This window comes from Methyloceanibacter sp., assembly GCF_049590335.1.
Classification (GTDB): Bacteria; Pseudomonadota; Alphaproteobacteria; order Rhizobiales; family Methyloligellaceae; genus Methyloceanibacter.
In genome coordinates this window covers 1-12362 of sequence record NZ_JBAWCQ010000145.1, presented here as the reverse complement: position 1 = coordinate 12362, position 12362 = coordinate 1, and the positions used below count along the sequence as shown (strand labels likewise).

General features: G+C 59.1%; 14 protein-coding genes. 7 read left to right on the top strand and 7 right to left on the bottom strand.

All coding sequences use genetic code 11. The features are described from left to right. Positions 1-2 precede the first annotated feature (2 nt). Positions 3-548 carry a hypothetical protein gene (locus WBQ77_RS11340; protein WP_424060320.1) on the bottom strand — a complete coding sequence of 182 codons (546 nt, stop codon included), beginning with the start codon at positions 546-548 and terminating at the stop codon, positions 3-5. A gap of 242 nt (positions 549-790) precedes the next feature. Here WBQ77_RS11340 and WBQ77_RS11335 point away from each other — a divergent pair, with 242 nt between their 5' ends. The 3 genes from WBQ77_RS11335 to WBQ77_RS11325 all read left to right on the top strand — a co-directional run bounded on the left by WBQ77_RS11335 (position 791) and on the right by WBQ77_RS11325 (position 2655). After that, a complete protein-coding gene (locus WBQ77_RS11335; protein WP_424060318.1) occupies positions 791-1204 on the top strand; it encodes a BLUF domain-containing protein in 414 nt (137 codons plus the stop codon). A 227-nt stretch (positions 1205-1431) separates the two neighbouring features. Beyond that, positions 1432-1908 (top strand): YbhB/YbcL family Raf kinase inhibitor-like protein, encoded by a 477-nt coding sequence (locus tag WBQ77_RS11330; protein ID WP_424044025.1) that lies wholly within the window; start codon positions 1432-1434, stop codon positions 1906-1908. 102 nt (positions 1909-2010) lie between these two features. Further along, positions 2011-2655 carry an IS6 family transposase gene (locus WBQ77_RS11325; protein WP_424060316.1) on the top strand — a complete coding sequence of 215 codons (645 nt, stop codon included), beginning with the start codon at positions 2011-2013 and terminating at the stop codon, positions 2653-2655. A gap of 118 nt (positions 2656-2773) precedes the next feature. On the opposite strand, the gene pgm is transcribed toward WBQ77_RS11325, so the two are convergent. Further along, positions 2774-4426 carry a phosphoglucomutase (alpha-D-glucose-1,6-bisphosphate-dependent) gene (pgm, locus tag WBQ77_RS11320; protein ID WP_424041380.1) on the bottom strand — a complete coding sequence of 551 codons (1653 nt, stop codon included), beginning with the start codon at positions 4424-4426 and terminating at the stop codon, positions 2774-2776. A gap of 110 nt (positions 4427-4536) precedes the next feature. Between pgm and WBQ77_RS11315 the strand changes: the two genes are divergently transcribed. Together WBQ77_RS11315 and WBQ77_RS11310 are read left to right on the top strand one after the other, a co-directional pair. Continuing rightward, a complete protein-coding gene (locus tag WBQ77_RS11315) occupies positions 4537-5232 on the top strand; it encodes an IS6 family transposase (protein ID WP_424060313.1) in 696 nt (231 codons plus the stop codon). 240 nt (positions 5233-5472) lie between these two features. Then, positions 5473-5958 carry a PAS domain-containing protein gene (locus WBQ77_RS11310; protein ID WP_424042705.1) on the top strand — a complete coding sequence of 162 codons (486 nt, stop codon included), beginning with the start codon at positions 5473-5475 and terminating at the stop codon, positions 5956-5958. A gap of 47 nt (positions 5959-6005) precedes the next feature. On the opposite strand, the gene WBQ77_RS11305 is transcribed toward WBQ77_RS11310, so the two are convergent. Both WBQ77_RS11305 and WBQ77_RS11300 read right to left on the bottom strand, forming a co-directional pair. Beyond that, entirely contained in the window at positions 6006-6647 is a 642-nt protein-coding gene (locus WBQ77_RS11305) for a phosphoribosyltransferase (RefSeq protein WP_424060311.1), read from the bottom strand. A gap of 38 nt (positions 6648-6685) precedes the next feature. After that, a complete protein-coding gene (locus tag WBQ77_RS11300; protein WP_424060309.1) occupies positions 6686-7447 on the bottom strand; it encodes a dienelactone hydrolase family protein in 762 nt (253 codons plus the stop codon). 130 nt (positions 7448-7577) lie between these two features. Here WBQ77_RS11300 and WBQ77_RS11295 point away from each other — a divergent pair, with 130 nt between their 5' ends. Next, complete coding sequence (locus WBQ77_RS11295; RefSeq protein ID WP_424060307.1) at positions 7578-8516, top strand: hypothetical protein; 939 nt, start codon at positions 7578-7580, stop codon at positions 8514-8516. Here the strand turns inward: WBQ77_RS11295 and WBQ77_RS11290 are convergent. Both WBQ77_RS11290 and amrB read right to left on the bottom strand, forming a co-directional pair. After that, a complete protein-coding gene (locus WBQ77_RS11290; protein ID WP_424042709.1) occupies positions 8488-9465 on the bottom strand; it encodes a ribose-phosphate diphosphokinase in 978 nt (325 codons plus the stop codon). The genes WBQ77_RS11295 and WBQ77_RS11290 overlap by 29 nt on opposite strands. A 72-nt stretch (positions 9466-9537) precedes the next feature. Beyond that, positions 9538-10359, bottom strand: a complete 822-nt coding sequence (gene amrB, locus WBQ77_RS11285) for an AmmeMemoRadiSam system protein B (RefSeq protein ID WP_424042710.1) — start codon at positions 10357-10359, stop codon at positions 9538-9540. 57 nt (positions 10360-10416) lie between these two features. Between amrB and amrS the strand changes: the two genes are divergently transcribed. Continuing rightward, a complete protein-coding gene (gene amrS / locus WBQ77_RS11280; RefSeq protein WP_424060305.1) occupies positions 10417-11493 on the top strand; it encodes an AmmeMemoRadiSam system radical SAM enzyme in 1077 nt (358 codons plus the stop codon). A gap of 112 nt (positions 11494-11605) precedes the next feature. Here amrS and WBQ77_RS11275 read toward each other — a convergent pair whose 3' ends face one another. Next, complete coding sequence (locus tag WBQ77_RS11275) at positions 11606-12193, bottom strand: integrase core domain-containing protein (RefSeq protein WP_424060303.1); 588 nt, start codon at positions 12191-12193, stop codon at positions 11606-11608. Positions 12194-12362: the final 169 nt, after the last annotated feature.

The window sequence follows — 12362 nt, the reverse complement described above, 5'->3', positions numbered from 1 at the left end:
ATTTATATCTTCCGACTGTCATAAGCCCAGTGCAGCAGCGCCTGTCGCTGTCTTGGGCGGCAAAACGGATCACCCGGCTCACAGTTCAACTTGATCTGATTGATGTGTCGTCGGAAGGCTTTCCAGCGCTTGATCTGACGTTGGTCCTCCTCAGGCAGTCTGCGGCCCATGTAGTAGCGGCAGTACCACTGGAACCATCCACGCGGATCATCCTGATGGATCCAGCCTTTCTTGCGCCATTCGGACAGTGGTCGGCTGGCGTCAACGCCGAAATAATTGAGTGAGCAGTCGCTACCCTTTGCCGACAGTTTTGCCTTCTTGAACCAACTCGCGGGAAACTCCTTGCGGCAGTCGGTCATATATTTGCCGCAGAATACTCCGAGCTCGAGCATCTCCTTGGGCGTCAGTTCAGGCTTGAACTCCGGATCGAAGATCCGCCCCATGGGCGCAGTCAACTGATACCGATATCGTTTCTGCATACGGTCATTGACCGTGACCCACTTGATTTTTGCGGTAACTCTGCCTTTAAGGCTCTGCCGTTTGGCCATGGTGGGTGTTCTCAACTCGAGCCGCGCGGCTCGGCTTCGGCTTTAGTCTCTCGGGCAAAGATATACGCAAGGGCTTGGCCATTGACATCCAACACCTCAAAAACTACCCGATATCTGTTCGACCTGCCAGGTCGGTGGGAACGGCGTGAAGTCGCGAATTAATTTGCTATGATCTCACTCATATAAGTAGGTCAAGTCACTTAACAGTCGGCCTGCAAAGGCCCTTGTAGGGGAAGCTATCATTGCGCGAGGTTCAGCTCGTTTATTCGTCCAGACCGTTCGGTTACGATGATCTAACCTTGACCGGAATTCTGCTGCAGGCACGCGAAAACAACGCACGAAACGGAATTACTGGCGCTCTCATCTGTCGCGGAGACCTGTTTGTTCAGATGCTTGAGGGTCCGCGTGATGTCGTGACCTCTACATTCGAGCGGATTGCTCGCGACGAACGTCATGCCGATGTTGTGAAACTCCTTTGCAGGGATATCGACAAGCGCCTGTTCCCAGAGTGGTCCATGCGTCACGATCCGGCTCAAAGCTGGATGTGGACACGAGAAGAAGTGGCAAAGGGCGCTATATGCAAAGCCTCAGGGCGCGAAATACTTGGAATATTCGAGAGGCTGGCAAGGGAGCACCTGTGTGTACCGAAAACCTAAATCCTGACGTAGTGGTGATGAAGTCCGCCAAGAATCGCGTGTGAACTAATAGCTCCGGTCGGCATTGTCAGAGTAAATTGGCTTGAGCCTCCTGGCGAGGAGGCTCAAGCCCCAGCTTGCTCTGACAATGCCTGGCTCCTGCTTCGTTCGGCTTACGTCAGGTCTTTACTCTCGCGGGCATTCTGCTACCAAGCCTCGTCTGGCTAAACATACTGGGAAACACCGCCATGGCCATGACCTTAACGTCGCCAGACTTCAAGCAAGGCGACCAAATCCCAACAAAGTACACGTGCGAAGGTGATGATATCTCACCACCACTTGCGTGGGACGGCGTGCCCGAAGGCACGAAAAGCCTTGTCCTGATTATTGATGATCCCGATGCGCCGGATCCGAAAGCGCCGAAACTCGTGTGGGTACACTGGGTCGTCTACAATATACCACCCGATACGAAGAGCTTGCCCGAGAACGTGAGCAAGGCAGGACTGCCGCAAGGCACCGCGCTCGGAGTGAATGACTTCAAGAAGACGGGTTATGGCGGGCCTTGCCCGCCGATCGGCCGACATCGCTATTTCCACAAGCTTTACGCGCTCGATACGACGCTCGATCTAACGAGGGCGACCAAACCCGCAATTGAGGTTGCAATGAAAGACTATGTGCTCGCCAGTGCAGAACTAATCGGCACCTATCAAAAGGGCGACCAGTAGTCGAGGAGGCATTGTCAGAGCAAATCGGCTTGAGCTGGGGGCGGCATTCCCTAGCCTCCGGCGATGCTCAATCCCTTCTGTTAGTTCAACAGTTCGCCCGAGGTGATCCGCCTCACGGTGATGATGTATGTTCGTTATCCGCTGTCGCTGCGACACGTCGACGATATTCTGCTCGAGCGGGGCATCGACATCTACCACGAGACAATACGGTACTGGTGGAACCGGTTCGGTCTGATGCTCGCTAACGAGATCAGAAAACGACGCACTCATCGTCGATCGTATTCACGCTGGCGTTGGCACCCGGACGAGGTATTCGTGCGAATCAACGGAGAGACGCATTATCTTTGGCGTGCGGTCGACCACGAAGGCGAGGTGCTTGAGGTCTTTGTGACGAAGCGCCGGGATCGCGGGGCTGCGCTGAAATTCCTGAAGCGCACGATGAAGCATTACGGCCCACCCCGATCAATCGCAACAGACCGGTTTAGGTCGTACCGATCGGCGATGAAAGTAACCGGCAATGCTGCCGGTCAGGAGTGCGGTCGGTGGCTCAACAATCGGGCTGAGAATTCCCACCAGCCGTTTCAACGACGAGAACGAGCGATGGCGAAGTTCAGGGACATGAAAACTCTCCAAAAGTTCGCCGCTGCCCATGCCTCGATCCACAACCACTTCAACCACGACCGCCACCTCAACAGCAGCGACATCTTCAAACAGAACCGTTCTGCCGCCCTGGCCGAGTGGCGTTAGCTTGCAACCTGAACGCCTCAGACCAGCACCCTTCGCAGCCCCGCCTAGGTTTGTCTGACAATGCCTTCAGCTAATCAATGCGGATGAGGTTTTCGGTACACACAGGCAGGCGCCTAGCTCACGAAATGTCGAGCAGGCGGTCTATGGCGGTTTGTGCTTCACGTTGAATCTTCTTCAAGTGATCTTCGCTCTCGAAGCTTTCCGCATAGATTTTATAGACGTCCTCGGTGCCTGACGGGCGCGCGGCGAACCATCCGTTCCTGGCGACCACCTTGATTCCGCCGATCGGCTGACCGTTGCCGGGGGCGCGGGTCAGTTTCGCGTCGATTGGCTCCCCGCCCAATGTCCTCGCCTCGAACTGCTCGGGGATCAGCTCGCCCAGGAGCTTCCTCTGCTCGGGCGCGGCCGGCGCGTCGATCCGCTGATAGAAGGACTTGCCGAGGTCGGCCGTGGCGGACTCGTAGATCTTGTTCGGATCATCGCCGGTTCGCGCGGTGATCTCGGCGGCGAGCAGGCCCAGGATCAGTCCGTCCTTGTCCGTCGTCCACACCGAGCCGTCGCGCCGCAGGAACGAAGCGCCCGCGCTCTCCTCGCCGCCGAAGCCCAGCGAACCATCCATCAGCCCGCTGCTGAACCATTTGAACCCGACCGGCGTCTCGACGAGCCTTCGCCCCAGTTTCGCAGCCACCCGGTCGATCATGCCGCTGGAGACCACCGTCTTGCCGACAGCACTGTCGCCGCGCCAGCCTGGACGGTTGGCGTAAAGATAGGCGATCGCGGCCGCGAGATAGGCGTTGGGCTTCATCAGGCCGGTGGACGGGCAGACGATCCCGTGCCGGTCCGCGTCGGTGTCGTTGGCGAAGGCGACGTCGAACGTGTCGCCCATGGCGATTAGCCGCGCCATCGCATCGGGCGAAGAGCAGTCCATCCGGACCCTTCCGTCCCAGTCGACGGTCATGAAGCGGAAGGTCGGGTCGACGGCGTCGTTGACGACCGTCGCGGCGATCCCGTAGCGGTCGATGATCGGCTGCCAATAATGGACCGCCGCGCCCCCCAGGGGATCAATCCCGATGCGCACGCCCGCCGCGCGGATCGCGTCCAGATCGACGACGTTGGCGAGATCGGCGACATAGGGCGTGATGTAGTCGTGCTCATGCACACAGGCCGCCCTGCGCGCGCGTTTGTAGGGAATGCGCGCTACGCCTTTGAGCTTATTGGCCAGGAAGGCGTTGGCGGCCTTCTCGATCCAACCGGTGACGTCGACGTCCGCCGGGCCGCCGTTGGCGGGATTGTACTTGAAGCCGCCCTCGTCGGGCGGGTTGTGGGAAGGGCTGATGACGATCCCGTCCGCCAGGCCCGTCTTGCGGCCGCGATTATAGGCCAGGATGGCGTGCGAGATCACCGGCGTCGGCGTGTACCCGCCCTGCGCGTCGATCATCGTCTCCACGCCATTGGCGGCCAGCACCTCGACCGCGCTCGCGAAGGCCGGCTCGGACAGGGCGTGGGTGTCCATGCCCAGGAACAGCGGTCCATCCACGCCCGCCCGGCGGCGGTGCAGACAGACTGCCTGTGCGATCGCCAGGATGTGCGCCTCGTTGAACGAAGCCGCGAAGGCCGAGCCGCGATGACCGGACGTGCCGAAGGCGACGCGCTGGGCGGCGATCGACGGGTCGGGCGTCAGGGCGAAATAGGCCGTCGCCAACCGGGCCACGTTGACCAGCGACAACACCGGAACCGGCTTGCCGGCGAGAGGGCTTATGCGTTCCGCCATGTGATCCAGACCTTCATCAAAGCACGACCTGGACACGATGGTCGCCGCCGTCGGGCATTGTCAAAGTAAATTGGCTTGAGCCTCCTGGCGAGGTTCCTTAGCTTCCGGCGATGCGCAATCCTTTCCGCTATTTCAACAGCTCGCCCGAGGTGATCCGCCTCGTGGTGATGATGTATATCCGCTATCCGCTGTCGCTGCGGCAGGTCGAGGATATTTTGTTCGCGCGGGGCATCGACATCTGTCACGAGACGGTTCGGTTCTGGTGGAACCGTTTCGGTCTGATGTTCGCCAAGGAGATCAGAAAACATCGCATTCAGACTCGATCGTATTCGCACTGGCGTTGGCACTTGGACGAAGTCTTCGTGCGGATCAATGGCGAGACGCATTATCTGTGGCGTGCGGTCGATCACGAAGGTGAGGTGCTTGAGGTCTTTGCTACGAAGCGCCGGGATCGCAAGGCTGCACTGAAGTTTCTCAAGAGGATGATGAAACGCTATGGGCGGCCCGGTTCGATCATGACTGACCGGCTTCGCTCCTACGGTGCGGCAATGAAAGTAATCGGTAATGTCGCCAACCAGGAGTGCGGTCGTTGGCTCAAAAATCGGCCTGAGAATTCTCACCAGCCGTTCCGACGACGAGAACGAGCGATGCAGAGATTCAGGGCCGCAAGGACCCTACAGAAATTCGCCGCCACCCACGTATCAATCCACAACCACTTCAACCTCGACCGCCACCTCAACCGCCGCGACATCTTCAAGCAGAACCGCGCTGCCGCCCTGGCCGACTGGCGTCAGCTTGCAGCCTGAACGCTTCAGATCAGCACCCTTCGCAGGCCCGGTTAGATTTGTCTAATAATGCCCCGGCATGGCATGGCTGCAGTCAACCTTGGACCGCGAACGTGCTCTCTTCGGCACACATGTCGTCCTTGAGGACAGCACGTTGATGGCTAGGTCGCATTGAGGCGAGAGCTCAGAGCCCCCGACATCGATTGACCCGAATCAAAGATTGATCTCTGATTCAGCCCCTAGTGAGATGAGGAGGATTGAATGACCACCCTTGCTTTGTTGCCGGAGCGGCTCAAGCAGCTCTTCTCTAGATTTGACGCCGCAGGGGCCCACGAGCATTCGCTTGAGCTGGCGCTCGATCATTGGCAGGTCAAACGCGGCGACCGGCTGTGGCCCACGGTGACCGACCTCGAACCTGCGCAGCTCGGACCGCATGCGCCGCACCTGTTCATCTTCGAGCGCAGCGACGACGATTGGCGCTTGCGCTTTGCTGGCGACGCCGCGAGGACGGATTTAGGTGCACCGACTGAGGACGCCACCTTGTCGAGCTTGGCAGACCACCATGCGGCCGTCCGGCTCAGACGGCTGTTTGAATGGGTGGAGCAGACCGGCGAGCTGGTTTCGGCCAGCTTTGTCTCGCCCCATCAAGACGGCGAGTTTCTCGTCGCGCCTCTCGGCGAGGGAGGCGGCAACGTAGAGGCAGTCTTTGGCGGCTTCGTCTCGCGCAGACCTCAGGGCGCGGATTGATCGGAAATTGTGGTAGGCTATTTTGGCTTATCCAGCTGCTCGACGTCCTACGGCTTCTCGGGCTTCTCCGCCTCCATCACCGCCCGCGCCTGCTCGAGAGTCTTAATGACCTCTTCGTCCGGGACTTGGTGGAAATCGGCGTAATGCAGCCCAATGCCGTAGAAGGGCGCCGGCGTTGACAAGCAAACAATATCGTCGACCTCGCCCCGTAGCGCCTCGACTGCCTCTATAGGCGCGACGGGCACGGCGAGCAGGATGGATTTTGGCTTCTTGCGCCGCAGAGCTTTAAGCACAGCCCGCACGGTCGTGCCCGTGGCAATGCCGTCATCGACCACGATGACCGAGTGTCCCTGGATCTCGCAATGTGGATGATCTTTCAAGTAGAGCTTCCTGCGGCGCGCGATCTCTTCAAACTCCCTCTTTGCCGCCTCCTCAATATAGGTTCGGCTCACATTGGCAAGACCGCAGACCTCTTCATTGACCACGATCTGGGGATCCTTGCCGTCGATGACGGCGGCAGCGGCAAGTTCAGGCTGCCAAGGCACACCGATCTTGCGCACCATGACGAGATCCAGTGGCGCCTTCAGCTCTTTGGCGATCTCAGCTGCGACGGGGACGCCACCCCGCGGTAAAGCCAGAACGACGGGATCGGAAAGCGACTTGGCGGCGACTTCCTTGGCGAGATCCAAGCCCGCCGACTCACGATTTGCAAAGGTGCCGTATGCTCTCACTTCTCTTCCGCCTGCAAATGCTGCGTGAACCAAGCGCCGGCCGCCTCGACGACCTCATCAAGCGTACCGGGCTCCTCGAATAGGTGTGTCGCGCCTGGAACGATATGCAGATGCTTTGTGCAATTCAATTCCGCGTACGCATCCTCGTTAAGTTCCAACACGCCTATGTCTGAGCCGCCCACGATTAGCAAGGTGGGCGCTTGGATTTGCGCAAGTGCTGCACCGGCCATGTCCGGACGGCCACCACGCGAAACAATCGCCGCAATCTCGCGAGGGTTTTGAGCAGCGGTCACTAGCGCGGCGGCCGACCCCGTGCTGGCACCAAACAGGCCCACAGACAATGCTGCCGTGTTGGGATCCTCACGCGTCCAAACCAGCGCTTCCTCGAGACGGGTGGCAAGCAAGGGAATGTGAAAAACATTGCGACGATCGCTGGCTTCTTCCTCGGTCAGGAGATCAAACAGTAGTGTCGCTATGGCGCGGTCCTGGAGCTTTTCTGCCACATACGTGTTGCGCGGGCTAAGGCGGCTACTGCCGCTACCATGGGCGAACATGACAATGCCGATGACCGGCTCGGGAATCGTGAGGATGCCCTTCAGCTGCTTCGGCCCGATGGTGACATTATGTGGAATGCCCCTGGAAACCTGACTTTGGCTCATTGGCTGCCCTCCCTTTTTAGGCATTCGAAGAATGACTGTGACCTTGTAAGGTTCGGCAACTTTGACAAAGGTCAACATATGCACCGGCAATTGAGGCAAAGAGGCTGTTAGAAGCTCCAATTGATGAGGGTCGGCTTTGATTATTCCCACCAAAGATAAGGTGCGATTCCTGAGTTCGTGCGATGCCTATGCTCACCGCCCGCCGGCCGTTGTGGTCAAAGAGACGCACATGTCGTGGGTCTTCGTAGCCGGCGATCGCGTGTACAAGCTCAAGAAACCGGTCCACTACCCTTTCCTCGACTTCAGAAGCATAGAAGCCCGCGAAAAGAATTGCCGCGAGGAGGTGCGTCTCAATCGGCGACTTGCCCCGGATGTCTATCTCGGCGTGATCCCACTGACGATTGACACCAAGGGTCGCCTCGCGGTTGCGGGACGAGGTGAAGTCGTCGATTGGCTTGTCGAAATGAGGCGTCTACCCGAAAATCTCATGCTCGATCAAGCGATCCTCAAGAAAAAGATCGAGCGCGGTCCAACCGATCAAATCGACGCCGTAGTGCACTTGTTGACCAAATTCTTCAAGACCTGCCCACCCGCCGAGATATCGCCTGAAGCTTATGTGCAGCGGTTCGCGCGCGAGCATGCCATCAATGAAGCTATGCTCTCCGACCCGCGTTTCGACCTCGACGGCGCCGAGGTCAATGACGCGCTCGTCCGAGTACGGAAGGGACTTGAGGACGGGGCAGCCGGTCTCGAAGAACGCGTAAAACGCGGGCATATCGTGGAGGGCCATGGCGACTTAAGGCCTGAGCATATCTGCCTCCTAGATCCCCCTATAATTATCGATTGCCTCGAATTCAGCTATCTCCTTCGCCTCGTCGACCCCTTCGATGAGTTGAGCTATTTGGCACTCGAATGCGCAATGATCGATGCCAATTGGGTTGGCGAGCGCATCTTCCATGGCTGTGCTGAAGCCCTGGGCGACCGCCCTGCCGCTGCCCTTTTGGACTTTTACTGGACCTACCGCGCATGTCTCCGCGCCCGACTAGCGCTTGCCCATCTTCTTGACCCGTATCCGCGCACGCCAGAGAAATGGGTCCCGCTAGCCCGACAATATATCCGGCTGGCGCAATCGCGTGTGCTCACTCCGGCCCTTCGAGCAGTTCCGTAATCGAACCCTCGCCCTCACAGCAACGGATCGCGTCGGCGAACAACGTCGCCGCTGAGAGGATGCGCACCTTCTGACCTATAAGGTCTGGAGCGAGTCGGAATGGCGGCACAGTATCTGTGATTAAGGTTTGGGCCAGACCCGACTGGCGGATTACATCGCTGGCATCCCCGACAAAGAGTCCGTGAGCGGCGAAGGCGATTACCTTTTCGGCGCCGTATTCTCGACAGGCTTTGGCGGCGCGCGCGAGCGTGCCGCCCGTTGAGATGAGGTCGTCGATCACGAGAACGGTGGCCCCTTCTACCTCCCCTGCTACGAGCTCGCCAGTCACCGCGCCTGCACTGCGTCTCTTCTCCAAGAAGGCGCTGCCCACGGGCTGCTCCAATGTCACCTCCAGGGTTTCGCGAAAAAGTTGAGCACGTTTTACACCGCCGGGATCGGGCGAAACAACGACCACAGGCGCATCACCCACGAGCCTGACCGCCCCCCTCGCGAAGAGCCGCCGCGGATCCAGATGAATGGTCTGACAGCGGAAGGCGTTTTGATAGGCCACGATGTTGTGCGCCTCGAGCGTCATGATGAGGTCGACGCCGGCGGCCTCGAACAAACGCGCTATGTAACGGGTCGTAACGGGGTCGCGTGATTTGGTCTGCCGGTCCTTCCGCGAATAAGCCAGATAGGGAACGACGGCAGTTACACGACTCGCCCCGTTTTCTTTCAGAGCGCTTATAAAAAACAGCAAACGGCACAGCCTGTCATTGACGCTGCCCTCGGGCCCGGAGTGGAGGCTCTGGATGACGTAAACATTGTGTCCGCGTACGCTGGCGAGAGGGCGAGCCTTGTGCTCGCCATCTTCGAACTCTCGCTCCTCATGGGCAGCAAGCTCCACGCCAAGCGCGACTGCGACCTTGCGGCCAAACTCCTGAGTAGCGTTAAGTGCAAAGATATCCATGAGTACAACCTGCGCAGACAGACTAGTCCTTATGCCCTTACGAAAGATCAACGCCCGCGCCGGAGAAGGCCGTCATGATCTCGGCGTTGAAGCGGAAAAGGCCCAAGCGCCGTAGCCAACCACGCGGTCCCGATCGCCGCCTATGTCACCTGAATTGCGCAGATCGAGGCGATTGATCTGCCAGCCCCGTTGGCGTGCGGCGCAAAGTGCACCATTCAGAGCTGCGAAGCCACAGGCGTCATCAGGGCCAAGTCGCAAGTAGTCCAACCGCTCTATCACCTCAGCGCTTGCTAGGTCACGTGCCTGGGCGGAGACATAGTCGAGATAGTGGGATAGGTCGGTGCTGACCACGAGAAGCGTCCGCTCGTCCAACACAATGCATATTATTGCAGCGACCTCTTCCGGAGACGCATCACCCACGAGCAACGGGATCAGCGTAAAGCGGCCGAGCGCCTGTTGCAGGAAAGGCAGTTCAACCTCGAGGGCGTGCTCCGGCGCATGGGCGTAATCATCAATGTTGATGAGGCCGGCTTCGAGAAGCGCGGCGATCTTGTGTGTGTCGATCGCGATCTCGCCCAAGGGCGTTGCGAAGCTTCGAGCCGAGGGGGCGGCAATCCCAGGTACGGGCACGTAATGCGCCGGGCCGATCAACAATACACGCTGGTAAGCGTCCTTCGGGAAGGCGAGCTCTGCGAAGGCGCTGGCCGCTACGGGACCTGAAAACATGTAGCCAGCGTGAGGGGCGACGATACCTATAAGGCCGGACTCTCCGCGCTTTGGGGCCTGGGACAGGAGACCCTCGACCGTATCCGCGAGTTCGCGTGCCCCGCGCGGGTAGAAGCTTCCCGCTACCGCCGGCCTTCTGGTGCTCAACGATGGTTCAAGCGCGATCATGGGGGGCGTTGACTCCGCTCAGAAGTTACCCATCTCCATAACATGGAGAACATTAATATGGGTGCTTCTGTTCCGGGCCGCTACTGGCACGGACTCGCCGATGGCCGCGTGCAATGTGACCTCTGCCCCCGTGAATGCAAGCTACATGAGGGCCAGAGGGGCCTCTGCTTCGTGCGGGCGCGTGAGAACGACGCAATTGTACTCACGACCTACGGCCGGTCCTCAGGTTTCTGCCTCGACCCGATCGAGAAGAAGCCGCTCAACCACTTTTTCCCGGGCAGCGCCGTACTTTCCTTCGGCACTGCCGGCTGCAATCTAACCTGCAAGTTCTGCCAGAACTGGGACATCTCCAAGGCGCGGGCCAATGACCGGCTCCAGCAGCAGGCATCGCCCGAGGCCATCGCGCAGGCTGCACTTGATAGCGGCGCCAAATCGGTTGCTTTCACTTACAATGACCCGGTCATCTTTCTCGAATATGCGGTGGATGTCGCGGCGGCTTGCCAGGACGTGGGCGTAGAGACGGTCGCCGTCACGGCCGGCTATATCGGTGAAGGCGCACGGCCCGAATTTTTCGGTGCCATGGATGCTGCCAATATTGATTTGAAGGGATTCACGGAAGACTTCTATCGCAAGCTCTGCACCGCCTCCCTCGAAAGCGTGCTGGATACGCTTCTCTTCGTTAAGCATGAAACCGACACCTGGCTTGAGATCACCACGCTGCTCATTCCGGGAGAAAATGACTCTTCTCGCGAGATTGGCGCATTGAGCGAATGGGTGACGGAGAAGCTCGGGCAGGACGTCCCACTTCACTTCACCGCGTTTCACCCCGATTGGAGGATGCGTGATATCTCTGCAACGCCGGCAGCGACCCTCAAGCGGGCTCGCGACATCGCGGCCTCGGCTGGTCTCCGCTACGTGTACACCGGCAACATCCGAGATGAGGCGGGGCAGAGCACCTATTGCTATGCCTGCGGCGCATGCCTGATCGGCCGCGACGGTTACACAATCACGTCGTGGGGGCTCGATGCCAGCGGCCATTGCACCTCCTGCGGCGAGATCTGTCCCGGCGCGTTCGAGCCAGACCCGGACAGTTGGGGGCCACGCCGTACCCCGCTCGTATTTGCGGCAGTATAATGATGAACTCTCCGGGCGGCGGCAATACGCCCGTGCAACGGGGAATCTGACGCCTATGGAATGCCCGCATTGGGTCGGAAGCCGCCCTTGCGCCATTGTGTGTACCGAAAACCTAAACCCGGACGCAGTGGTGATGAAGTCCGCCAAGGATCGCGTGTGAACTAATGATTCCGGTGCGGTGAACGGGGCGAGAGACCGGCGTATCTTTATCCAGTGACCAGTGCGTTCTGACGTCGTTGTAATAGCGGGCATAGGCTCGCAGGATTCGGCGTAGATGCGCCTCGCCCAAAACGACGAAATGATCGACACACTCGCGCCGAATGGATCCGATCAGCCGTTCGGCAAAGCCGTTCTGCCAAGGCGAGGCTGGTGCAGTGGGCTTATCCCGGATGCCCATGGCGCCCAATCGGCGTTTTGTGATGGTGCCGTAGATCCGATCCCGATCGCGAATGAGATATTCCGGGGCATCGTCCCAAGGAAATGCTTCCGTTATTTGACGTGCAATCCATTCTGCCGTCGGGTTTGCTGTGACGTTGATCCAGACGAGATCTCTGCGGTCCAGCCGAATGATGACGAGGGCATAGAGCAGATCGAAGCCAATGGTCGGGACAACGAACAAGTCCATGGCCGCGATGTCAGGTTCATGGTTGCGCACAAAGGTGCGCCATCCCTGGCTTGGCGGTTCGCGTCGCTTGACCATGTACTTGGCCGCGCTCGACTGCGCGACCTCAAACCGGCATTGTCAGAGCAAATTCGTTTACTTTGCCAAAACGTCAGAACCGGATTTCGCGGCCATTGATTTTCCTGCATTTTTCCGGGTCGATCTGAGCGGTTCGATGGCCGCTCCAAGTATTTAGAATTTTGCTCTG

What these genes read in the sequence shown, in the direction of transcription:
- WBQ77_RS11340 (WP_424060320.1), bottom strand. Translation starts at nt 548, where the DNA reads ATGGCCAAACGGCAGAGCCTTAAAGGCAGAGTTACCGCAAAAATCAAG.
- WBQ77_RS11310 (WP_424042705.1), top strand. Translation starts at nt 5,473, where the DNA reads ATGACCACCCTTGCTTTGTTGCCGGAGCGGCTCAAGCAGCTCTTCTCT.
- amrS (WP_424060305.1), top strand. Translation starts at nt 10,417, where the DNA reads ATGGGTGCTTCTGTTCCGGGCCGCTACTGGCACGGACTCGCCGATGGC.
- amrB (WP_424042710.1), bottom strand. Translation starts at nt 10,359, where the DNA reads ATGATCGCGCTTGAACCATCGTTGAGCACCAGAAGGCCGGCGGTAGCG.
- WBQ77_RS11330 (WP_424044025.1), top strand. Translation starts at nt 1,432, where the DNA reads ATGGCCATGACCTTAACGTCGCCAGACTTCAAGCAAGGCGACCAAATC.
- pgm (WP_424041380.1), bottom strand. Translation starts at nt 4,426, where the DNA reads ATGGCGGAACGCATAAGCCCTCTCGCCGGCAAGCCGGTTCCGGTGTTG.
- WBQ77_RS11295 (WP_424060307.1), top strand. Translation starts at nt 7,578, where the DNA reads ATGTCGTGGGTCTTCGTAGCCGGCGATCGCGTGTACAAGCTCAAGAAA.
- WBQ77_RS11275 (WP_424060303.1), bottom strand. Translation starts at nt 12,193, where the DNA reads ATGGTCAAGCGACGCGAACCGCCAAGCCAGGGATGGCGCACCTTTGTG.
- WBQ77_RS11315 (WP_424060313.1), top strand. Translation starts at nt 4,537, where the DNA reads ATGCGCAATCCTTTCCGCTATTTCAACAGCTCGCCCGAGGTGATCCGC.
- WBQ77_RS11290 (WP_424042709.1), bottom strand. Translation starts at nt 9,465, where the DNA reads ATGGATATCTTTGCACTTAACGCTACTCAGGAGTTTGGCCGCAAGGTC.